General features: G+C 70.1%; 19 protein-coding genes and 4 pseudogenes. 10 read left to right on the forward strand and 13 right to left on the reverse strand.

Features of this window, described 5'->3' with window-relative positions:
* Window positions 1-37: 37 nt before the first annotated feature.
* The 3 genes from ACKTSN_RS05155 to ACKTSN_RS05165 are packed head-to-tail and all read right to left on the reverse strand — an operon-like array spanning window position 38 to window position 3,141.
* A complete protein-coding gene (locus ACKTSN_RS05155; RefSeq protein WP_409467981.1) occupies window positions 38-952 on the reverse strand; it encodes a carbohydrate ABC transporter permease in 915 nt (304 codons plus the stop codon).
* Window positions 949-1,842 carry a carbohydrate ABC transporter permease gene (locus ACKTSN_RS05160; RefSeq protein ID WP_409467982.1) on the reverse strand — a complete coding sequence of 298 codons (894 nt, stop codon included), beginning with the start codon at window positions 1,840-1,842 and terminating at the stop codon, window positions 949-951. Before ACKTSN_RS05160 ends, ACKTSN_RS05155 begins: the two co-directional genes overlap by 4 nt.
* Window positions 1,843-1,848: 6 nt before the next feature.
* On the reverse strand, window positions 1,849-3,141 hold the full coding sequence (locus ACKTSN_RS05165; RefSeq protein WP_409467983.1) for an ABC transporter substrate-binding protein: 1,293 nt from the start codon (window positions 3,139-3,141) through the stop codon (window positions 1,849-1,851).
* A gap of 277 nt (window positions 3,142-3,418) precedes the next feature.
* Here ACKTSN_RS05165 and ACKTSN_RS05170 point away from each other — a divergent pair, with 277 nt between their 5' ends.
* A complete protein-coding gene (locus tag ACKTSN_RS05170; protein ID WP_409474745.1) occupies window positions 3,419-4,429 on the forward strand; it encodes a LacI family DNA-binding transcriptional regulator in 1,011 nt (336 codons plus the stop codon).
* 69 nt (window positions 4,430-4,498) lie between these two features.
* On the opposite strand, the gene ACKTSN_RS05175 is transcribed toward ACKTSN_RS05170, so the two are convergent.
* Entirely contained in the window at window positions 4,499-5,077 is a 579-nt protein-coding gene (locus ACKTSN_RS05175; RefSeq protein ID WP_409467984.1) for an alpha-L-fucosidase, read from the reverse strand.
* 297 nt (window positions 5,078-5,374) lie between these two features.
* On the opposite strand from ACKTSN_RS05175, the gene ACKTSN_RS05180 reads away from it, so the two are divergent.
* Entirely contained in the window at window positions 5,375-5,608 is a 234-nt protein-coding gene (locus ACKTSN_RS05180) for a hypothetical protein (RefSeq protein ID WP_409467985.1), read from the forward strand.
* 151 nt (window positions 5,609-5,759) lie between these two features.
* Here the strand turns inward: ACKTSN_RS05180 and ACKTSN_RS05185 are convergent.
* Window positions 5,760-5,861 (reverse strand): annotated as a pseudogene (locus ACKTSN_RS05185) (DNA-binding response regulator); the annotation flags it as partial.
* On the opposite strand from ACKTSN_RS05185, the gene ACKTSN_RS05190 reads away from it, so the two are divergent.
* The 5 genes and pseudogenes from ACKTSN_RS05190 to ACKTSN_RS05210 form a co-directional block, all read left to right on the forward strand.
* A complete protein-coding gene (locus ACKTSN_RS05190) occupies window positions 5,817-5,969 on the forward strand; it encodes a hypothetical protein (RefSeq protein ID WP_409467986.1) in 153 nt (50 codons plus the stop codon). The pseudogene ACKTSN_RS05185 and the gene ACKTSN_RS05190 overlap by 45 nt on opposite strands.
* Window positions 5,970-6,224: 255 nt before the next feature.
* Window positions 6,225-7,430: a L,D-transpeptidase gene (locus tag ACKTSN_RS05195; RefSeq protein WP_409467987.1), complete on the forward strand. Its 1,206-nt coding sequence runs from the start codon at window positions 6,225-6,227 to the stop codon at window positions 7,428-7,430.
* Between the two features lie 101 nt (window positions 7,431-7,531).
* Window positions 7,532-8,407, forward strand: a complete 876-nt coding sequence (locus ACKTSN_RS05200) for a L,D-transpeptidase family protein (RefSeq protein ID WP_409467988.1) — start codon at window positions 7,532-7,534, stop codon at window positions 8,405-8,407.
* Window positions 8,408-8,855: 448 nt separating this feature from the next.
* Window positions 8,856-9,165, forward strand: a pseudogene (locus ACKTSN_RS05205) (IS5/IS1182 family transposase); the annotation flags it as partial.
* Window positions 9,166-9,523: 358 nt separating this feature from the next.
* Window positions 9,524-9,696, forward strand: a pseudogene (locus tag ACKTSN_RS05210) (IS5/IS1182 family transposase); the annotation flags it as partial.
* A 7-nt stretch (window positions 9,697-9,703) separates the two neighbouring features.
* On the opposite strand, the gene ACKTSN_RS05215 reads toward ACKTSN_RS05210, so the two are convergent.
* Both ACKTSN_RS05215 and ACKTSN_RS05220 read right to left on the reverse strand, forming a co-directional pair.
* Window positions 9,704-10,141, reverse strand: a complete 438-nt coding sequence (locus ACKTSN_RS05215; RefSeq protein WP_409467989.1) for a cupin domain-containing protein — start codon at window positions 10,139-10,141, stop codon at window positions 9,704-9,706.
* A gap of 157 nt (window positions 10,142-10,298) precedes the next feature.
* Window positions 10,299-10,814 (reverse strand): allene oxide cyclase barrel-like domain-containing protein, encoded by a 516-nt coding sequence (locus ACKTSN_RS05220; protein WP_409467990.1) that lies wholly within the window; start codon window positions 10,812-10,814, stop codon window positions 10,299-10,301.
* Between the two features lie 506 nt (window positions 10,815-11,320).
* Here ACKTSN_RS05220 and ACKTSN_RS05225 point away from each other — a divergent pair.
* Window positions 11,321-11,805: pseudogene (locus tag ACKTSN_RS05225) on the forward strand (CGNR zinc finger domain-containing protein).
* Between the two features lie 200 nt (window positions 11,806-12,005).
* Window positions 12,006-13,349 (forward strand): amidase, encoded by a 1,344-nt coding sequence (locus ACKTSN_RS05230; protein WP_409467991.1) that lies wholly within the window; start codon window positions 12,006-12,008, stop codon window positions 13,347-13,349.
* Between the two features lie 10 nt (window positions 13,350-13,359).
* On the opposite strand, the gene ACKTSN_RS05235 is transcribed toward ACKTSN_RS05230, so the two are convergent.
* On the reverse strand, window positions 13,360-13,842 hold the full coding sequence (locus tag ACKTSN_RS05235) for a GNAT family N-acetyltransferase (RefSeq protein WP_409467992.1): 483 nt from the start codon (window positions 13,840-13,842) through the stop codon (window positions 13,360-13,362).
* A 64-nt stretch (window positions 13,843-13,906) separates the two neighbouring features.
* On the reverse strand, window positions 13,907-14,080 hold the full coding sequence (locus ACKTSN_RS05240) for a hypothetical protein (RefSeq protein ID WP_224735466.1): 174 nt from the start codon (window positions 14,078-14,080) through the stop codon (window positions 13,907-13,909).
* Between the two features lie 472 nt (window positions 14,081-14,552).
* Between ACKTSN_RS05240 and ACKTSN_RS05245 the strand changes: the two genes are divergently transcribed.
* Window positions 14,553-15,113 (forward strand): HD domain-containing protein, encoded by a 561-nt coding sequence (locus ACKTSN_RS05245; RefSeq protein WP_409467993.1) that lies wholly within the window; start codon window positions 14,553-14,555, stop codon window positions 15,111-15,113.
* 44 nt (window positions 15,114-15,157) lie between these two features.
* Here ACKTSN_RS05245 and ACKTSN_RS05250 read toward each other — a convergent pair whose 3' ends face one another.
* The 4 genes from ACKTSN_RS05250 to glgA all read right to left on the reverse strand — a co-directional run bounded on the left by ACKTSN_RS05250 (window position 15,158) and on the right by glgA (window position 20,952).
* Window positions 15,158-16,651, reverse strand: coding sequence for an SDR family NAD(P)-dependent oxidoreductase (locus tag ACKTSN_RS05250; RefSeq protein WP_409467994.1), 1,494 nt, complete (start codon window positions 16,649-16,651; stop codon window positions 15,158-15,160).
* A gap of 229 nt (window positions 16,652-16,880) precedes the next feature.
* Window positions 16,881-18,242, reverse strand: coding sequence for a wax ester/triacylglycerol synthase family O-acyltransferase (locus ACKTSN_RS05255; RefSeq protein ID WP_409467995.1), 1,362 nt, complete (start codon window positions 18,240-18,242; stop codon window positions 16,881-16,883).
* A gap of 250 nt (window positions 18,243-18,492) precedes the next feature.
* Window positions 18,493-19,692 carry a glucose-1-phosphate adenylyltransferase gene (gene glgC / locus ACKTSN_RS05260; protein WP_409467996.1) on the reverse strand — a complete coding sequence of 400 codons (1,200 nt, stop codon included), beginning with the start codon at window positions 19,690-19,692 and terminating at the stop codon, window positions 18,493-18,495.
* Window positions 19,693-19,800: 108 nt separating this feature from the next.
* Window positions 19,801-20,952 (reverse strand): glycogen synthase, encoded by a 1,152-nt coding sequence (gene glgA / locus ACKTSN_RS05265; RefSeq protein ID WP_409467997.1) that lies wholly within the window; start codon window positions 20,950-20,952, stop codon window positions 19,801-19,803.
* Window positions 20,953-20,974: the final 22 nt, after the last annotated feature.

Raw genomic sequence — 20,974 nt, forward strand, 5'->3', positions numbered from 1 at the left:
CGGAAGTCCTTGAACTCGATTGCGAGGTGAGCCCTGTTCAGCCCTTGACCGCTCCCTCGCCCACCCCGTGGAAGAAGTACCGCTGGAGGCAGGCGAACAGGACGATCAGTGGTGCGACGGCGATGATCGTGCCCGCGGCGACGAGCCGTTCGTCGTTGGCGAAGGTGCCGTGCAGATAGTTGAGCCCGATGGTCAGCGTGAACTTGGACGGGTCGCTCAGCACGATGAGCGGCCACAGGAAGTCGTCCCAGGCGCCCATGAAGGCAAAGATCGCGACAACAGCGATCGTCCCCTTCACCGACGGCAGCGCGATCCGCAGGAACCGCTGCCAGACGTTGGCCCCGTCGACGAAGGCCGCCTCCTCGATCTCGTACGGCAGGTTGAGGAAGGCGTTGCGCATCAGCAGCACGTTCAGCGAGGCGATGGAGGCGGGCAGCAGCACGCCGACGAGCGTGTTGTTGAGGCCGAGGTCCCGCATGAACGTGAACTGGGCGATGATGATGCTTTCCACCGGCACGAGCATCGCCAGCACAAAGGCGAGCGTGGCCGCGCGGCGGCCCCGGTAGCGCAGCCGGGCCAGGGCGTAGCCGGCGAGGGCGGCGCCGACGCAGTTGGTCACCACGTTGGCGACGGCGACCTGCAGCGAGTTCAGGGCGTAGTCCCAGACCGGGATGGTGTCTGCGACGCGCTCGTAGTTGTGCAGGGTCGGTTCGCTCGGCAGGAACTTCGGCGGAGAGCTGAAGATGTCCTCGGTCGGTCCCTTGAGCGAGGTGGACAGCTGCCACAGGAACGGGCCGACGGTCAGGGCCAGCACGGCGAGCAGCAGCAGGTAGCGCAGGGCGAGTTCCCAGCCGGGGATGCGGCGGCCGTGCTCGTCGGTGAGGCGGCGGCGGGGTGCGCGCTTCGGGGCGGGCGGCGCTTCGGCGGGACGTACTTTCTCGATCACGCTCATCGCTCCTCCCTCCGGTCGGCGCGCAGCACGAGCAGCATCAGGACGACGGTGACGACGAAGACGACCACGGAGATCGCGGAGGCGTAGCCGACCCGGCCGGTCAGGCCGGTGCCGGTGCGCTGGACCAGCATCACCAGGGTGGTGTCCTCGCCGGCCGGTCCGCCGGCGGGTCCGGCCATCAGATACACCTCGGAGAACACCTTGAAGGCGGCGACCGAGGAGAGCGCGGCGACCAGGACCATGGTGGAGCGCACGGCGGGCACGGTGACGGTGAGGAAGCGGCGTACCGCTCCGGCGCCGTCGACCGCGGCGGCCTCGTGCAGTTCGCGCGGTACGTTTCCGAGCGCCGCCAGGTAAATGATCATGTAGTAGCCGAGGCCCTTCCAGACCGTGACGGCCATGGCGCTGAGCAGCAGCAGCCACTGGTCGCTGAGGAAGCCGATCCGGCCGACGCCGACCGCCTCCAGCAGCGAGTTGACCAGCCCGCGCTCGTCGAGCAGCCACACCCAGATCAGACCGACCACGACGATCGAGGCGACGACCGGGGTGTAGAAGGCGGAGCGGAAGAAGGTGATGCCGGGGATGCTCTTCTGCACCAGCAGGGCAAGGAGCAGCGGCAGGATCACCAGGGCCGGTACGACCCCGAGCACATAGAGCGTGCTGTTGCGCAGGCCGATCCAGAACATGTCGTCGTGGAGCAGCTCGCGGAAGTTGGCAAGACCCACGAACTCGCCCGGGACCAGCGTCCGGCGGTCGGTGAACGCGTTGACCAGCGTGGAGACGAACGGGTACAGCACGAACGCGCCGATGACGATGAGTCCGGGCGCGGCGAACAGCCAGGGGCTGCTCGGCAGTTGGCGCCGCACCCGGGAGACAGCGGGACTCGCCATGACGACTCAGCCCTGCTGCTGGAGCAGCCGGTCACACGCCTTGACAGCGTTGTCAAGAGCTTCCTCGGGGCTCTCCTTGCCCTGGAGCGCACGGGCGACGGCGTTGCGCAGCTCGACCTTCATCTGCTCGCTGAACAGCACCGGCGTGTAGTTGACGGCGTTCTTCAGCGACTTGGCGGCGGCCACCCGCACCCGGGTCTCGTCGGTGCCGTCCTCCTTGGTGAAGTACGGGTCGTCGAGTGAACCGGCGGTGCTGGGGAAGATGGCGACCTGCTTGGCGAAGGACATCTGGTGCGCGGCGTCGGTGACATAGTGCGCGAAGGCGACGGCGGCGGGCTTCTGCTTGGTCTGCGCGTTGACCATCACGCCCATCACGTACATGTTGACGTGGCCGGTGCTGGTGATCTGGTCGGTGATGCCGATGTTCTTGTAGAGGTTCGGCGCCTGCTTCTTGAAGTTGCCGAGGTCGAGGGCGCTGCCCGGGTTCATGGCGACGGCCTCGGTGAGGAACTTCTTGCCGGACGACTCGGGCGTGGCGGTCAGCGCCTGCGGGTCCAGGGCCTTGGCGTCGTACAACTCCTTGTACTTGGTGAGGAGTTCGACGCCCTTGGCGTCGTTGAAGGTAAAGCCGCTGCCCTCCTTGTTCATCAGCTGGACGCCGTAGCGGCCGAAGTCCTCGATGGTGGGCACGTTGGCGAGGGTGGCGACCTCGCCGTCGGTCTTCTGCGCGATCTGCAGGGCGGCGGAGAAGACTTCGTCGTACGTCTTGGGCGGCTGGTCGGGGTCGAGTCCGGCCTTCTTGAACAGGGACTTGTTGTAGAAGAGCGGGCCGGTGTTGAGGTACCAGGGGAAGGCGTACGTGCCGGTCATGCCTGGTATCTCGTGGCTGGCCCAGGCGCCTTCCAGGTACTCCTTCCTGTACTGCGGCGCGGCCTTGTCGAGGTCGAGCGCGAGGCCGGCCTTGGCGAGCGGGGCGACCAGGTCCGGGGAGACGTTGACGACGTCGGGCAGGGTGCCGCCGGCCGCGTCGGCGCTGATCTTGTCGGCGTAGCCCTCGGCGGGCTGGTCGACCCACTTCACCTCGGTGCCCGGGTACTTCTTCTCGAAGTCGGCGACAAGGCCCTCGAAGTAGTCCTTGAAGTTGGCGCGGAGGTTCCAGGTCTGGAAGGTGATGTTGCCCTCCACCTTGCCCGAGGCGTCGGCCGAGCCGCCGTCGTCTCCCCCGGAGCCGCAGGCACTGAGCGGCACGAGAACGACGGCGACGGCAGCGGCGGCGAAGGTCCGGCGGGAAATGTGCACGACGATGTGCTCCTTTGCGGCGGTGAGGTCCGATGACGTCCGGGGTGGGCCGGTGCGTCGGGCAGACCTTGCACTTCCCCCCGCACAAAGTCAATGGATTCAGCCCAGCTAAAGCCTTCAGTTGAGAGAAGTGCCAGGTCAGGATGTTGTGAGCAAGGCCTTGCGTGAGCTCACTAATGCGCTTTAGGGTGATCACACTCAAGCGCATTAGTGCGCGGCGCCTTTCGAATGGGAGCAGCATGTGACGGGTAAGCGGTCTCCCGCGCGCCGGCCGACGATGAAGGACGTCGCGCGGCGTGCCGGGGTCTCCGAGAGCGCGGTGTCGTTCGCGCTCAACGGGCGTCCGGGGGTCTCCGAGGTGACCCGGGACCGGGTGCGCAGAGTCGCCGAGCAGCTGGGCTGGCGGCCGAGCACGGCGGCGCGGGCGCTGTCCGGCGAGGGCGCCGCGACAGTCGGCTTCGTACTGGCTCGGCCCGCGGACACGCTGGGCGTGGACTCGTTCTTCCTGCAGCTCGTGTCCGGCATCCAGGAGGTGCTGGCGGAGCGTCATCTCGGGCTGCTGTTCCAGATCGCGCAGGACATCGCCGACGAGTGCGCGGTGTACCGGCGCTGGTGGGCCGAGCACCGGGTGGACGGCGTGCTCGTCGTCGACCCGCGCACCGACGACCCGCGCCCGGACCTGCTCGACGAACTGGGCCTGCCCGGCGTGGTGATCGGCGGCGCGCCCGACGCACGGCACCCCGGGCTGACCACGGTGTGGGCGGACGACGCGGGCGCGATGGCCGCGGTCGTCGACGAGCTGTACGCCCTCGGGCATCGGCGGATCGTGCACATCGCCGGCCTCGCGGGACTCGCGCACACCGAGCGCCGGATCCGTACGCTGCGCGCCGAGGCGGACCGGCGCGGTCTCACCGAGGTGCGGTCAGTGACGACCGACTACTCGGACGCGGAGGGCGCCGCCGTGACCCGCCGCGTGCTGTCCGGACCCACTCCCCCGACGGCCCTGGTCTACGACAACGACGTGATGGCCGTCGCGGGCGTCGCCGCCGCGGCAGGGCTGGGCTTCTCCGTGCCGGCCGATGTGTCGGTGGTGGCGTGGGAGGACTCCGCGCTGTGCCGCATGGTCAAGCCCTGGCTGTCCGCACTGTCCCGGGACACGGTGGAGTTCGGCCGTACGGCGGCCCGGGAGCTGACCGCCCTGCTCGACGGCGGCCCGGCCCGGGCGGTGCAGGTGCCGGTGCCGCGGCTGATCGAGCGGGACAGCACGGGGGCGGCGCGCGGCGGCTGAACGGCGGCGCGTGGCAGCCCGGGAGGGGGCCTGCCCCGCCGCACGCGGGGCAGCCCCTTCGTTGCACGGTCAGCGCCGGTCCACCTTGAACACCCACACGTGCTCGCCCGTCCTCCGGGCCGCCTCGGGCACGTCGATCGCCAAGGCCCCAGCGCGGACCGTCCAGTGCAGCGGCCGGTCGTGCCCCAGCATGGTCACCCGGTCGCCACCCCGGATCGGCACAAACACCTCGACGGTGAGCTTGGCGCCGGGCCCGGCCAGCAAGTGGATGTAGAACGCCTCGTTCTGCCGGACCGTGAACCTCAGGTCCTCTCCCAGCTGCGCCATCCATGACCAGTACGTGATCCCGTAGATCGCCTCGCCGTTGACGTTCAGCCAGCGCCCGGTCTCACGCAGCCTGCGCTCCATGATCTCCGGGATGGTGCCGTCGGCGCGCGGGCCGATGTCGAGCAGGAAGTTTCCGTGCTTGGAGACGATGTCGACGAGACTGTGCACGACATCTTCGGCGGTCAGGTAGGGCTCGTCGGGCGTGGCCTTGTTGTAGCCGTGGCTGCGGGGGTCGAGGCCATGGCTGGCCCCCCACTTGGCGACGACCGTGTTCTCGAAGAGGAGCACGAGCAGGCCGACGAGGTCGACGGTGTCCAGCATGGTGTCGTGAAGGCCCTGTCGAGGCGGCCGGAGCCTGCGCCGAGCACGGCCGACCGCCCCGCGTCCACCGCGGTCGGGTAATGCGCCGTGCACGGGGCCAAGGGGTTCCGGGTGGCTCAGTGGCGTGCCCGCTGTGACGGCACGGCTGCCCGCCTGCTCCACCTCGCCGCCCGCGGCCCGGCGGACTGACCCGGGCGGCCCGGGGCGCCCCGGGCCGCCCACGGATGGCGAGGACCATGACATCCTGCGGAGAACGCGGCCGACCACCCGGACCGGAACCTCCGCTACGGCACCGACATGACGGACGCCGAGTGGGTAGTTGTGGGGGCTGGGCTGCCGGTGCCGGCCTGGATGGACGGCCGCGGCGGCCGCCCGGAGGGCTACTGCCACCGCCAGATGATCGACGCGGTCCGCTACCTGGTCGACAACGGCTCCTTTCGCCGACTGCGGCTGCTGCCACGTACCGGCCTGCTTTGCGATTGCCTCGCGTGCCCGCCGGCGGACCTTGCGCCGCACTGCGTCGGTCCATGACACCAGCCGTACGACCGGCCTCGGTAAGGACCACGATGGCGCCCGCGCGTTTTCGTAGTCCAGGTGCCTGGCGCCTTGATCCCATACGGAGACGGCGGCGATGCGCGTGTGTACATCGGCCATCCCCCCACACACGCCGCCCATATCGGCACCGCGCCCGGAGCACGTGCCCCGCACCGGCCCGCCCGTCGTGGACCACGGCGGCGGTGTGACCTTCCTGAAGCAGCAGCCGGTGTATGAGCTTGGCCTGCATGTCGTCGTCTTCCGCGACCAGAACATGTGCGCACCCGGCACTGACTGTGGCGCGCGCGACCGGCGGCAGGGCGATGTGCGGGTCTTCCCACACCTGACAACTTCCTGATATCCGGACGCCAGGCTCGGCGCATGCCCCTGGCCGCGCCCTTCGACGCGTTCGGCGCCGGCATCGCGCCGGGAGACCACCGGAGCGACGGCGCCGGCGAGTCGAAGAACCGTGGCCCGGTCGCAGCCGCGACAGCGTCCGTCGCCTGCTCCTGCGTGGTCACGCCGGACGGCGCCGACACCGTGCTGCTCGCCCTGGGGCTGCCGTCCCACGACTCGGTGGGACACACCACCCGACGCGCACAACGGAGATCCCATGCACCGCACCCGCCCGGCGGCGGCCCTTGCCGCCCTGTCGATCTCGGCATGCCTTCTGGCCGGCTGCAGCACCGGGCCACAGGACGAGAGTGACCGTAAGAAGACATCGTCCGCTGCGCCCGGAGCAGCAGCCACACCGCACATACGGCTGAACGCCGCCGACGGGCAGAAGCATGTTTCCGTCAGGCGCGGTGGCCGCGTCACGGTCGACGCCGGGAGGATCACCCAGGTGTCCCTGGCCACTGCGAACGGCCGGGCCGTGAGCGGCACCGTCTCCTCGGACGGCAGAACCTGGACACCCGATGCCGTCCTCGACCACGGCACTGCCTACCGGCTGACCGCGGTGGCCGCGGGCGCCGAGGGACGCAAGGTGACGAAGAAGGTCGCATTCACGACGGTCGCCAAGACCGACCTTTTCATCGGCACGTTCACCCCGGACAACGGATCCACGGTCGGTGTGGGGATGCCGGTCTCGTTCACCTTCGACAGACCTGTCACCGACAAGAAGGCCGTGGAGTCGGCCATCGAGGTCAGCTCCAGCAGCGGACAGCCCGTCGTCGGCCACTGGTTCGGCGCGCAGCGCCTCGACTTCCGTCCGCGGGAGTACTGGAAGGCCAACTCCATCATCACCGTGAGAATCCGCCTCGACGGAGTCAAGGGCGCCGAGGGCGCCTATGGCGAACAGGACAAGACCGTCCGCTTCACGGTAGGCCGCAGTCAGGTCTCCACCGTGGACGCCTCCACGCACCGGATGACGGTCGTCCGCGACGGCAAGACCCTGAAGACGCTGTCCATTACGGCCGGCGCCCCGAAGTCGCCCACGTGGAACGGCCAGATGGTGATATCGGAGAAGCTGATCAGCACCCGGATGAACGGAGCCACGGTGGGATTCGCCGGGGAGTACGACATCCCCGACGTTCCGCACGCCATGCGCCTGTCCACCTCGGGCACGTTCATCCACGGCAACTACTGGGGCGCGGACTCGGTGTTCGGACGGTCCAACATCAGCCACGGCTGTGTGGGACTGAACGACGCCCGGGGCGGCGGCGATCCCACGCAGGACGGCGCCTGGTTCTACGACAACTCCCTCATCGGTGACGTGGTCGTGGTGCGCAACTCCGACGACCGGACGATCGCCCCCGACAACGGCCTCAACGGCTGGAACATGCCCTGGGACCAGTGGAAGGCGGGCTCCGCACGCTGAGGCGAACCCTGCCGCAAGCCGTCATCACCGCGTCCGGGCCGCTCCGGCCTCTTGAGTCGTGGCTGACCAGTTCCTCACATCTCTCCCCCAGGATGATCATCATGGTTTCATCAATCCGTCGCCTGTCCCCACGGCGGCTTCTCCCTGCCCCGTTCGGGAACCTTCAAGCGACCACCTCCACCATCCCAGGCCCGACCCGCCCGGGAATACCGGCCGCCGTCCTGGCCCTGTCCGTCACCCTCGCCGGATGTGCGGGGACGGGCGTCGAGACGGCCGACGTTGCCCGGCCGGCGGCCGTCGGAACGCACGGCGCATCGGCCGCCCCCGGCACGACACAGGCCGTGCCCGGGCGGACATCCGCGGACAGCGAAGCGTCCGCCGCGTCCGTCCCCGAGCAGCTGCCGGGCCTGGGTCCGCGGACGCTGGCCGACGTCCCCGCGAACGCGCGCCAGGTGGTGCTGGTCACCGGCCGGGGCAAGAACTCCTCGGAGTCAGAGGTGGTGCTGTACCGGCGCACGAGCGCGGGCTGGGAGCCGGGGGCCACCTGGCCGGCGCACAACGCGCTCAAGGGCTGGACGGACGACCACCGCCTCAATGATCTTCGGTCGCCCATCGGCGTGTTCACCCTCACCGACGCCGGCGGACTGCTCCCCGATCCCGGCACCGAGCTGCCGTACGACCAGTCGCAGAGCTTCACCATCGGCGGCACGGGCTTCGAGGGCGAACCGCTCGCGGGATCCTTCGACTACGTCGTCGCGATCAACTACAACCGCAAGCCCGGAACCTCCCCCCTCGACTGGACCCGCCCTCTCGGCGCCGACAAGGGCGGCGGCATCTGGCTGCACGTCGACCACGGCGGGCCCACACACGGCTGCGTGAGCCTGGCACAGCAGCACATGAAAGAACTCCTGCGCACCCTCGACCCCGACCGGCACCCGGTGATCGTCATGGGGGACGCCGCATCCCTCAAACGCTGACGCGCACGGTGGGAGACGAAAGAGAGGAGCGCCCCCGGACGCGCTGACGGCGCGTTCGGTCAGTACGCGGGGCGACAGCGCCGATCCATGCCGGGATAGACCTTGTCGCGGACGCCGTCGTGGAGGAGCTGGTGGATGCGGTCGGTGTCGATGTCGAGCGCCATGGTCTCCCGGTCAGGTCCCCCCGTGGGCAGCCCCGTGCAAGCACATGTCACACCTTCCGATGTACGGACCGCACACCGCGGTGCGACCGCGTCCGCTCGCCCGCGGCTGTCGCTCCACCCCGGTGCTCGGATCAGTGCGGCCGATCGGTGGACGGCTCGGGCTCGGAGGATGGTTGCGTGATCCGGCAGTCGCCGCCCGGCAGAGGCGGGACACCATACCCGGGCGGCACGGCTGGGGCGCCGTCCCGGGGCGGGAAGTTCCTGCACGGGCGGACGCCGTACGCAACGACTCCACGGTCTTCGACGCGGCGCTCGATGCCGTCCGGGTGCCTGCGCCGGTGCCGGGCGACCGCGGACCAGGCCGAGTGGGGTGCTGGCCGACAAGGCGTGTTCGTCCCGCACCATCCGTGCCGACTGCGACACCGAGGCATCGCCGCGACCGCCCCAGAGCGTGCCGACCAGGTGGCCCACCGCCGACGCAAGGGCTCCCGCGGTGGTCGCCCTCCCGCCTTCCACGAGGAGGCTTACAAGAGCCGCAACGTCGTCGAACGGTGCTTCAACCGGATGAAGATGGTGCTGTCGCTGTCGGCGAAGGGACTCACGCACGGGGAGATCTCCGCGTACCTGGCCGAGGCGTACTTGCATCAACGTGAGGATCCGGGACGGTTAGCTCGCGAACCGGCCGGTCTACGTCGTGATGGCCGGAGTCAAGAGCAACAAGTCGTGGTGGGGGAGTACGAGGAGCGCTGGCGCGCCGGGGGAGCGTCCCGGCGCCGGTGACGGCGTCGACGTCCGCAACGCACGAGGCTCCTGTGCCGTTGAGAGAGCTGTTCGACGTCTCAACTCCTCGGCTCAGGATCCTCGTTGGGTTCCGCGCAGATCGCCGCTGGTTCAAGGTCCTGCTCGACGGCGCTCTCGCGGAATGCGACCGGGCCGGCAGCAACCGGGCCGCGACCTCATACCAACGCGGCGAACCGTCAGCTGCGCGCTGTCCGCAGCACGGGCACCGGTCGAGCGTGGCGTCGCACGACTGAAGTCGTGGCGGATCTTCCGCAGGGCCGGTGCAGCCCGAATCGAATGGCGTCAGCCGCCGCAGCTGTCCCTACCCTGGAGCACCAGCGCTGAACAAGGCTCACTGATAGGGCATCACCAAAGGCTCGCCTTCTTCGATCAGGTAGGTAGACAGCATCTTCGTCTCCGCCTTCCCGATGTTACGGGCGTTGTGAATGGCACCGAGCGGGATGAAGAAGGGGTCGCCGGCACGCAGTCGCTGCGGGGGCCGGTCGTCGAACTCCATCATGACGTCCCCCTGGATGATGTAGCCGACCTCCACACCGGGGTGGCTGTGACGGCCGGATTCCATACCCCTGGGTATCTGTACCAGCGTCTGCACGAGCTCCCAGCCGGCGGCCGGCGAGGGATGCCGCTGCAGTTCGGTACGCGTGATGCCGTCGGTCGGGGCGGGGGTGACGGAGGCCGCCTCCGACGGGTGGTCATGTGCCTCCGCATAGGTGGACGCCACGGCGGTCAGGCCGAGTGTTCCGAGTGTGGCTGCACTACTGCTGCGCATCAGCGAACGGCGAGTGATCACTATTCATCCTTTGTTCGAGTTGACGGCGCGCGCCATGTCGGCGGCGACACCGACTCGGCAGAACGCTCCGCAGAACGATTGGTCTTCGAGCGAGCCAGTGGTTCGCCAATCGACCGTCAAGGTTTGATGTGGACGGTCAACGCTTGATGTGGACAGTTAACTGCCTCTCCGTCTCGCCGGCGGGAGTGGTGCGGATATAGCCCTGGGTGTTGCGGTAGTCACCTGTTCCGCCGGTGATGGCGACATCGACCGAAGACGGCGCAGGCAGGTGGAGCAGCGCCTGAGAGGTGAACTGTCCCCCAGGGAGGGCGAAGGTGCCCACGCACTGGAGCTGGCCCGGATTGACGTGAACGGTGGTGCAGATCACGCTGTGATCGCCGACCTTCTTGCCGTCACGGTAGAGGTCTTCGGCGACGACGCGCTGGTCACCCAGGCCGACCCCCTCCTTGCCCAGATCGATGTCCTCGATCTGGGTCTGCTTGCCGACCAGCTGGATGACCCTTGTGCGCTGCTGGGTGTCGGGGGCGCTGCCGGAAGCGGAGGCGTTGGCCGGCGCCAGCGGGGCTATGGCGAAGACAGCCGCGATGGCAGCAGTGATGCCGGCGGCCACACTCAGGAAACGCATCTTGTTGATCTTGAATGTGCCGGACAACTGCTACTCCGTTCCGTGGGGGGTCGATTCGGGGGCCGCAGACAGGCGTAGATCGGCGGTTCGACTGCGAGAGCGAGGCCCGCTCCGATCGACTCGGGCGAACAACCCTTGCCGGGCTGGTGATCAACGCTGACACAGTCTTCGTCACCAGTCAAGGTGGTGACGTCTGCTGGTCGGACCGGCCGCGACTGAAGACCGCGGGCTGCCTGCTGCCCCGGTTCTCGTAGAAGATCCGCTGCCATCCTGAGTGGCGATGATGGGCACGCTGCGCCCTTTTGGCCGCTCCCGTCGCCGTCGGCGGCACAGGGGGACATAGCGGTGGGAAGGAGAGCGGGTGCCGATCCGGCGGGCGGCACCAACGCCAGGAGGGGCGGGAGCGGCGAACATCGGTCATTTGGCTGAACGGACGAAGCCGGCTCGCGTGATCGAGTCGCGGTCGCATGTCGGGCTTCTCCTTGGCCGGCAAAGGCTACGCAGCGGTGAGGGTCACCCGTCAATATGGTGACGTGAATCTGGATCACGTCTTTCTGTGCGGAAATCCGGCCCTTGATTTCGCTGCGACGCTACGGGCCCCGCCGGTCGGTGCGGTTCGAGATGTTCGTGTCGCCGGACCGGCTGGACGCCTGGTACCTCGAGTCCGGGATCGTTGATGCCGTCACCCCGAGCCGCGAGTCAGACGTCGAGGATGCGGTGACCGTTCGGGAGGCCATCTACATGCCGGTATCGGCGCAGCCGGCCGACGAGCTGGTGGACGGACGCAACGCCGGAAGAAGCCCTGTCCACCGTGGCGCGCCATGCCGTCGAGGTCCTGAGTGGACCGGATCTGCCGCTGATGAAGGAGTGCGCCAATCCCGAGTGCACCCGTGTCTTCATCGATCGGTCACGTGGCATGCGTCGGCAGTGGTGCGGCATGGAGTCCTGCGGGAACAAGCTCAATGCGGCTGCCTACCGCGCGCGCAAGCGGCAGGTCGAGGCACCTGCCGCTCACTGAGGAGCCGTCGTTCGGCGTCAGCCCCGGACGAGTTCTCCAGCTGTCAGGGGGGCGTGCCGGTACCGGAGTTGATGAAGTCATCGGATGTCAGCCGGATTCGTGGTCGGCACCCTCGACGTGACGGGCGCGTCCGGGCACAGTTCTGCCTACGTACTCGCAAGTACGTGCGCATCAGCCGCCCTCAGCCCCAAGGAGTGCCCGTGACCCACTGGGTCGGACGGACCGCCGTCGAGATCGCCGCCGCCGTACGTGAGAAGCAGGTCACGCCGCGGGAGGTGGTGGCCGAGCACCTCGCACGGATCGAGCGGCTGGACGGCCGGATCGGCGCCTTTCGCACCGTACGGGCCGAGGCGGCGCTCGCCGAGGCCGACGCGGTGGCCGCGCACGAGGACCTTGCCGAACTCCCGCTGGCGGGCGTCCCCGTGGCAGTCAAGGACAACCTCGCCGTCCGCGGCGAGCCCACCCGCACCGGTTCGGCCGCGACCCCGGACACGCCTGCCGCCGAGGACCATGTCACGGTGGCCCGGCTGCGGGCGGCGGGCGCGGTGGTCGTGGGGCTGACGAATGTCCCGGAACTGTGTGTCTTCGGCACCACCGAGGGTGTCCACGGCACCGCGCGCAACCCGTGGGACACGTCGCGCACAGCCGGCGGCTCCTCCGGCGGCAGCGCGGCGGCGGTGGCCGCGGGCATGGTGCCGATCGCGCTCGGCAACGACGGCATGGGATCCCTGCGCATACCGGCGGCCAATTGCGGCCTCGTCACCATCAAGCCGGGCCGCGGGGTGGTTCCGGCGGGCATCAGTGACGGCGACTGGTTCGGCATGTCGGAGAACGGGCCGCTGGCGACGACCGTGGCGGACGCGCGGCTGATGCTGTCCGTCCTCGCGGACACCGAGGTCGTACGGCGTGGCGCGCCCGACACGCACCGCGTCGCCGTCTCCCTGCGCAGCCCCCTCGCCGGGGTCACCGTCAGCAGACCGTATACGACCGCCGCCCAGGAGGCGGCCGGGCTGCTGATCAAGGCAGGGCACCAGGTGCGGCGTGCCGATCCGCCGTATCCGCTGTCGCTGAGCTTCACCTCGCTCGCCCACTGGACGGCGGGCACCTCCGTCGACGCCCAGGGCCTGGACCGGCGGCTGCTGGCCCGGCGCACCCGGGTGCACGCGGCCGTCGGGAGGCGGTTCGTGGGAGCCGTGCGCGGCGGCGGGAGCCGGGACGCCCTGCGTCGGCGTCTGGAGCCGTTCTTCGCCGAGTACGACGTGCTGCTCACACCGGCGCTCGCCCGCCGTTCCCCCAAGGCCGGGCCCTGGCACGAGCGGGGCTGGCTGCGCAACGTGGCCGCCAACACCGCCTACTCGCCGATGACGCCGCCGTGGAACCTGACCGGCTGGCCCGCGATGACGGTGCCGCTGGGCACCCTCCCCTCCGGCGCCCCCTGCGCCGTGCAGCTCGTGGGGCGGCCGGGGTCGGAGGCGGAACTGCTGGGGCTGGCGGCCCAGTTGGAGGCCGCGCGTCCGTGGCAGCGGACGGCACCGCTGGAGTAGGCGGCTCTGACTACAGTGCCTTGTACATGATGTGCAGCCCCACGGGGCCGTGCCGGGGGTGGTCGAACGCGTCCGGCACGGTGCCGAGGATGGTGAAGCCGAGAGAAGTCCAGAGCTCGACCGCCGGGTTGGTCTCGACGACCGCGTTGAACACCATGCCCCGGTAGCCCTGGGCCTCGGCCTCGGCCAGGATGTGCTCGGCGAGGGCGCGACCGATGCCGCGGCCGCCCTGGTCGGGGTCGACCATGAAGCCGGCATTGGCGATCCGGGCGGCGGGGCCGCCGTAGTTGGGGGTGAGGTAGGCGGAGCCGACGACGGCTCCGGTCTCGTCCTCGGCGACGTACACGCGTTTGGCCGGACTCATCCACAGGGCGCGGGCCGCTTCCTCGCTGGTGTCCGGGTCCCAGGCGTAGGTCTCGGCGGCGGCGACGATGCGGTGCCAGAACGGCCAGATGTGCGGCCAGTCGTCGGCCGTTGCTTCCCTGATCAGCATGGGCGTGAGTCTCGCACGCCCATGCCGTCGGCGATCGCGAAGGGGCCTGCCGGGTAAATCCGGGTCAGTCCACGCTGGGCAGGATGTGCGGCTCGGCGAGGTCGTCCTCGTAGCCCGCCAGGCGGATTGGGGCGGACCTGGCCCACACGTCGAGGTTGCCGAGCTCGCCGGGGCGGCGGCCCGCGCGCTCCGGGCGTTCCTTGGGGCGCTGTTCGCGATTCGTCTTCTCCGGTGTCACCGCGCACTCCTTATGTGTCGGGTCACCCTCGGGGCGCGTCGGCGGTCTGCGGTCCGCTGCCCGACGCCCGTTGGGTCTGACGTGCTGCTGCGCGGACGCGGTGGCGTCGGTGGGTCGCGTGAGAGCAGGCCGTTGTGCACCGGCTTGCCCCGGGACGGACGGTGGGTGTGGGTAGGGACCCGTTCTGGCTGTCCGTCTGGACCAGACTAACCAAATGAGCGGGGGTCCGCTCGATGGGGCTGAAAACAGCGGGTAATTATTGTGCGTCACCCCGTGTGCAATCAGCGGAAATCTACCCCTATTTGTTACACAATGGACTCTTTTCGGCTCACCCGGACGGCCTACCCGGGCGAACACGCCCACGACCGGCGGCTGCCGGGGGCCACGCAGTTCAAGTCCCGTTGGCCGATTCGCAAGGCGGCCATGATCTGCTGACGTCCGGCAACGGCTTGTCCGGCGGGAGGACTGACGCATGGAGCTGCGCAGTGTCGAAGAGCTGATGGATCTGCTGAACGCCTGCCGCGGAGTCCGGGGCACCCCGGACTGCACCGGCGACCCGGTCGACCTGCACGACCACGCGCTGCAGACGGCCGCACTGCTGCGCCGAAGTCGCCCCGCCGACAAGGAACTCCAGATCGCGGGCCTGGTGCACGACATCGGGCATCTGCTGCGGCCCGGCGACGACGCCGGTCACGCCGACCACGCGGCGGACGCCGTCCGGCCCTTGCTCGGTGAACGGGTCTCCCGTCTCATACGACTGCATGTGGCCGCGAAGCGCTATCTGGCCGCCGTGTCTCCAGGGCGTGAGCTGTCCCCGCGGAGTGCTCGGACCCTGACCAGGCAGGGCGGCCCGATGAGTCCCGCGGAGGCGGCCGCGTTCGAGCGGGACCCGCTCGCCGACGACGCCGTGACCCTGCGGCAGGCCGACGAGGCCGGCAAGGTCATCGGGTTCGACGCGGGAGTCCTGGAGGACTGGCGCACGGTCCTGGAGCTCGTGGCGGCCCGCAACTCGCGGCTCGGGGCCGTCGAGTAGCGTCCGCCTGGTCCGGCCCCGTCGAGGACGCGCGACGCCGGGTCTCACCACTTGCCGGGCGCGTAGTCCTTCAGGAAGACGCCGTACAGGTCCTCGCCCGCCTCGCCGCGCACTACCGGGTCGTAGACGCGGGCCGCGCCGTCGACCAGGTCGAGCGGGGCGTGGAAGCCCTCCTCGGCCAGGCGCAGCTTGTCGTAGTGGGGGCGCTCGTCGGTGATCCAGCCGGTGTCGACCGAGGTCATGAGGATGCCGTCGGTCTGGAACATCTCCTGGGCGCTGGTCCGCGTGACCATGTTCATCGCGGCCTTGGCGGCGTTGGTGTTCGGGTGGCCCGCACCCTTGTAGCCGCGGCCGAAGACGCCCTCCATCGCCGAGACGTTGACGACGTACGCGCGCCCGCTCGCCGCCTTCTTCGCGGCGTCGGCCATGACCGGGCGGAGCTTGCTGATCAGGATGAACGGCGCCGTGTAGTTGCACAGCTGGGTCTCGAGGAGCTCCACCGGGGAGATCTGCTCGATGGTCTGCACCCAGGTGTTGGTGTCGACGACGTCGGGGACGAGACCGCCCGCGTCGATGGCGGTGCCGTCGTGATGCCGGGCGACGCTGGCGTTGCCGGCGACCAGGGCGAGGTCGGCGACCTGCTGTGCGTCGAGGCCGGAGATCCCGACCGGCAGCGCGGCCAGGCCGTCGACGGCGCCGGAGCCGAAGGCGCCGATCACGTGGTGGGCGGGCAGCTCACCGGCGGGCAGCGGGGCGCTCTCGCCCTCGACCAGGGCGGCGTAGGCGGAGGGCAGACGGCGTACGGTCTGCGTCGCGTTGTTGATGAGGATGTCCAGCGGGCCCGCCTCGGCGACCTGGTCGGCGAGGGCCACCGCCTGCGCCGGGTCACGCAGGTCGATGCCGACGACCTCGAGGCGGTGCATCCAGTCCGCCGAGTCGTCCATGGCCTTGAAGCGGCGGATGGCGTCCTTCGGGAACCGCGTGGTGATCGTCGTGTGCGCGCCGTCGCGCAGCAGCCGCAGCGCGACGTACATGCCGATCTTGGCGCGGCCGCCGGTGAGCAGCGCGCGCTTGCCGGTGAGGTCGGCGCGGGCGTCGCGCTTGGCGCGGTTCAGGCGGGCGCAGTCGGGACAGAGCTGATGGTAGAAGTAGTCGACTTCCACATACCGGCTCTTGCAGGTGTAGCAGGAGCGCGGGCGCTGGAGTATCCCCGCGATCTTGCCCTCTTCCGTGATCGACGACGGGAGGATGCCCTCCGTCTCGTCGTCGATGCGCTGGGCGGAGCCGGTCGCCGTGGCCTCCGTGACCGCCTTGTCGTGCGCGGTCTTGGCGGCCCGGCGCTCCTGGCGGCGCCGCTGCTTGACGGTGCGGTAGATGCCCGCGGTGGCCCGGCGCACGGCGATCGCGTCGGGGTGGTCGACCTCCAGCTTGTCGAGCTCCTCGAGCACGCTGAGGCAGACGGCCAGCCGCTCGGGGTCGATGCCGGGCCCGTACACCACCTCGTCCGTGGTCGCCGAGCCGTCCTCTGTCACCGTCATCGCCGCTGCCGTTCCCTGTGTGCCGTCGCGGCGCTCCGGTCGCGCCCGCATTCGAACGGCAGATTTTACGGAGCGCCGGGCCGCACCACCAAACCCGCTCGCGAGTGAGCCGTAGGGGCGCGCCGGTGTTGAGAGTACGAGCGCGCGGAGGCCCGAAGGGCTGAGCACGGTCGTGCTCTCGACACCGGCTGGAGCGCCCTGGAGGTGAACGAGCCAGAAGAGACGACGATCAAGGAGCGCAGGCCTTGATCAGCGTCTCCACCTCGTCGGACACCGCCTGGGCGAACCGGTCCAGGTCCGGTACGGCCCGTGCGTCGGCGACGAGCCCGTAGTGGACCCGCCCCCGGTACGTCGAGACGGCGACGGCGAGGGACTGGCCGGCAGCCAGCGGGGCGAAGGGAAACACCTCCGTGAGGGGGTTGCCGCCGAGCTTCAGGCCGAGGCCGGGCAGCGGCACGCTGGTGACCAGGATGTCGAACCACAGCCGGGCGGCCTGGCTGACCAGCGGGCCGCCGAGCCGGTGGCCGAGCGCCGGCACATGGTCGGCGAGCAGCGCGACGGCACCCGCGCCCCGGTTGGGGCCGGCGTCCTTGTTGCGGTCCATGGCCGTGCGGACCGCCTCGAGGCGGCCGAGCGGGTCGGGGTCGTCGACCGGGAGCTGTATCAAGTAACCGGACAGCCGGTTGCCCCGTGGGTGCGCGGTGCGCGGGCGGCGCTTGGAGACGGGGATCAGCGCGCGCGGCGCGACGCCCTCGCTGCCGTCGCCGCGTTCGTCGAGCCAGCGGCGCAGGGCGCCCGCGACGACGGCGATCAGGACGTCGTTGACGGTGCCTCCGACGGCCTTGCGGACGCGGTGCACGTCGTCGATGTCGAGGACCACTCCGGCGGTACGACGGGTGCCGGAGGGCTCCGAGGTCAGCGCGGGTGACGAACGCATACCCAGGGTGGACAGGGCGACGGAGGCGCCGATGTCGAGGGCCCGGCCCACGTCGGACACGGCGCCGCGCAGCAGACCGGGCAGCTTGCGCACGTCGGGCAGCAGGCCGCGCGGGGGCTGGGCGGGGCGGGGCCGCGGGGCCGGCATGTCCGTGGGGTCCAGGACGGCCGCGGCCAGGGTCAGCGCGCGCAGGCCGTCGGCCAGGGCGTGGTGGAACTTGAAGAGCACGGCGAACGAGACGCCGTCCTCCCCCGGCAGCACGTGCGCCTCCCACGGCGGCCGGCCGCGCTCCAGCGGACGCTCCATGAGCCGGCCCGCCATCCCCTGGAAGTCGGCGGTGGGGGCATGCAGCCGGACGTGGTCGAGCGGGTCGAAGTCGGGGGCGGGCTCCCTGGCCGCGCCGCCGAAGGCGAGCGGCCGGCGGAGTCCGAAGGGGAATGGCTGCCCCGGATCGAGCGGCCGCCACACGTCCCGGATCCGCATCCGCAGCCCGGGCACCGCGGCGGCACGGGCGGCGAGCAGGTCGGCGGCGTGGGCACCGGCGGCGGGCGAGTGGGACGCGAACACGCCGAGCGCGCCGAGATGCATGGGATGCAGGTCGGACTCGATGTTCCAGAACGCCAGGTCGAGTGGTGCGAGCAGGTCAGGAGTCAATGGCTTGCCTCGCGACGATGACGGGTGGGCCAGCAGTCAATCGCCCCGAGGCGATTACGGTCAAGTACGATCAGGCTACGTACAGTTAACAGCAGATTAAGCCCCGCCTCCTACGAAAGAGGCGGGACTCATGTGGTGTAAGAGGTCATAGTGTCGAGGTCAGCGCCCCACGAAGGCGTGAACCGAGGCCCGGCCCGGCGTGTCCGCTCGATCGTGTGACGCGCCGCCGCTCCTGCCGAAGCAGCCCGGGCTACGGCACCCGCTGCCCCTTGCCCAGCGCGATCACGCCGCCCTTGGACACCGTGTACAGCTCGGCGTCCCGCTCCGGGTTGACGCCGATCGTCGCGCCGGGCGGCACCTCGACGTTCTTGTCGAGGACCGCGCCGCGCACCACCGCGCCCCGCCCTATGTGGACGTTGTCGTGCAGCACCGACCCCTGCACCACCGCCCCCGGGTCGACCACGACACCCGGCGAGAGCACGGACCGCGTGACCTGTCCCCGGATCAGGCAGCCGGCGCTGATGATGGACTCGCCGGCGATGCCGCCGGCGTTGAAGCGGGCGGGCGAGAGCTGGTTGGAGTGGGTGTAGATGGGCCAGCTGCGGTTGTAGAGGTTGAAGGCGGGCCGCTCGGCGATCAGGTCCATATGGGCCTCGTAGTACGCGTCGAGCGTGCCGACGTCACGCCAGTAGCCCTGGTCGCGGCTGGTTTCGCCGGGGACGTGGTTGTCGCCGAAGTCGTACAGGTGGGCCTCGCCGCGTTCGGTGAGCTGGGGCAGGATCGAACCGCCCATGTCGTGCACGGAGTTCACGTCGTCTGCGTCCCGCTGGAGGGCCTCGATCAGCGCCTTGGTGGTGAAGATGTAGTTGCCCATGGAGGCGAGGACGGAGTCGGGGTCGTCGGGCAGGCCGGGCGGGTCCGCGGGCTTCTCCAGGAACCGCTCGACGGTGCTTCCGTCCGAGCCCGGGGTGATCACGCCGAAGGAGGAGGACTCCGTGCGCGGCACGCGTATCCCCGCCACCGTCACGCCCGCGCCGGACTCGATGTGCTGGGCGAGCATCTGCCGCGGATCCATGCGGTACACATGGTCGGCGCCGAACACCGCGACGTACTCGGGCCGTTCGTCGTAGATCAGGTTCAGGGACTGCAGGATGGCGTCCGCACTGCCCAGGTACCAGCGCGGGCCGAGCCGCTGCTGGGCGGGGACGGGCGTGACGTAGTTGCCGAGCAGGCTGGACATCCGCCAGGTCGTGGTGATGTGCCGGTCCAGCGAGTGCGACTTGTACTGCGTGAGGACGCAGATGCGCAGGATGTCGCCGTTGACGAGGTTGGAGAGGACGAAGTCGACAAGTCTGTACGTGCCGCCGAACGCCACCGCGGGTTTCGCGCGGTCCGCGGTCAGGGGCATCAGGCGCTTGCCCTCTCCGCCCGCCAGTACGATCCCGAGCACCGAAGGTCCTCCCCCAGTCTCGGCTTCGCTCGACCGGGGGTACCCCCATCGACGCATGGCCGCTCCCCTCACCCTGGTTGACCCATGATTGCCCTTGAGCCGGGCGGGCTAAGCCTGTTCGAGGATCGCCGCGTAGAGCCGGGCCGTGCGGCGGGCGACCGTGTCCCAGCCGAACTCCCCCACCGCACGCTCCCGTCCCGCCTCGCCCATCCGCCGGGCGCCCTCCGGATCGGCGAGGACGGCGTCCAGGGCGCGGGCGAGGCCCGTTTCGAAGTCGTCGTCCACGGACACCAGTAGGCCCGTCTTGCCGTCCGCGACGACCTCGGGGATGCCGCCGACCTGGGAGGCCACGACGGGTGTGCCGCAGGCCATCGCCTCCAGGTTGACGATGCCCAGCGGTTCGTACACCGAGGGGCAGACGAACACGGTGGCGTGCGTGAGGAGTTGGATCACCTCCGGGCGCGGCAGCATCCGCGGGATCCAGTGCACGCCGTCGCGGACGCGGCTCAGCTCCTGGTACAGGTCGCGGAACTCCTGGTCGATCTCGGGGGTGTCGGGCGCCCCCGCGCACAGTACGACCTGCGCCGCGGGGTCGATGTCCCGTGCCGCGCGCAGCAGATGGGGCACACCCTTCTGCCGGGTGATCCGGCCGACGAACAGGATGTACGGGCGGGCCGGGTCCAGGCCGAGGCGGGTCAGGACGTCGGTGGCGGGGTCGGGCCGGTAGAGGTCGGTGTCGATGCCGTTGTGCACGACGTGGACGCGGGCGGGGTCCAGCGCGGGATAGCAGTCGAGGATGTCCGCGCGCATGGCACCGGACACGGCGATCACCGCGTCGGCGGCCTCGATCGCGGTGCGCTCGGCCCAGCTCGACAGGGCGTATCCGCCGCCGAGTTGCTCGGCCTTCCAGGGGCGCAGCGGCTCCAGGGAGTGGGCGGTCATCACATGCGGGATGCCGTACAGGAGCTTGCCGAGGTGGCCGGCGAGGTTGGCGTACCAGGTGTGGGAGTGGACGAGTTCGCGGCCCTCGAGGGCGGCGGTCATGGCGAGGTCCACGGAGAAGGTGCGCAGCGCGTCGTTGGCGGTGTCGAGCGCGGGCCAGGGGCGATGCCGCAGCACGCCCTCCGCGCGGCCCTCGCCCCAGCAGTGCACCTCGAGGTCGACGAGGGATCTCAACTCCCGGGCGAGGAACTCGACATGGACGCCCGCGCCGCCGTACACGTCCGGGGGGTACTCCCGGGTCAGCAGTCCCACTCGCACCCGCAAACCCCCTGTCTCGGCG

This window comes from Streptomyces flavusporus, assembly GCF_046267975.1.
GTDB lineage: Bacteria > Actinomycetota > Actinomycetes > Streptomycetales > Streptomycetaceae > Streptomyces > Streptomyces flavusporus.

Coding starts and splice junctions, on each gene's coding strand:
- ACKTSN_RS05245 (WP_409467993.1), top strand. CDS start 14,553: ATGGAGCTGCGCAGTGTCGAAGAGCTGATGGATCTGCTGAACGCCTGC.
- ACKTSN_RS05195 (WP_409467987.1), top strand. CDS start 6,225: ATGCACCGCACCCGCCCGGCGGCGGCCCTTGCCGCCCTGTCGATCTCG.
- ACKTSN_RS05235 (WP_409467992.1), bottom strand. CDS start 13,842: ATGCTGATCAGGGAAGCAACGGCCGACGACTGGCCGCACATCTGGCCG.
- ACKTSN_RS05160 (WP_409467982.1), bottom strand. CDS start 1,842: ATGGCGAGTCCCGCTGTCTCCCGGGTGCGGCGCCAACTGCCGAGCAGC.
- ACKTSN_RS05175 (WP_409467984.1), bottom strand. CDS start 5,077: ATGCTGGACACCGTCGACCTCGTCGGCCTGCTCGTGCTCCTCTTCGAG.
- ACKTSN_RS05180 (WP_409467985.1), top strand. CDS start 5,375: ATGACGGACGCCGAGTGGGTAGTTGTGGGGGCTGGGCTGCCGGTGCCG.
- ACKTSN_RS05250 (WP_409467994.1), bottom strand. CDS start 16,651: ATGACGGTGACAGAGGACGGCTCGGCGACCACGGACGAGGTGGTGTAC.
- ACKTSN_RS05215 (WP_409467989.1), bottom strand. CDS start 10,141: ATGCGCAGCAGTAGTGCAGCCACACTCGGAACACTCGGCCTGACCGCC.
- ACKTSN_RS05170 (WP_409474745.1), top strand. CDS start 3,419: ATGAAGGACGTCGCGCGGCGTGCCGGGGTCTCCGAGAGCGCGGTGTCG.
- ACKTSN_RS05155 (WP_409467981.1), bottom strand. CDS start 952: ATGAGCGTGATCGAGAAAGTACGTCCCGCCGAAGCGCCGCCCGCCCCG.
- ACKTSN_RS05200 (WP_409467988.1), top strand. CDS start 7,532: ATGGTTTCATCAATCCGTCGCCTGTCCCCACGGCGGCTTCTCCCTGCC.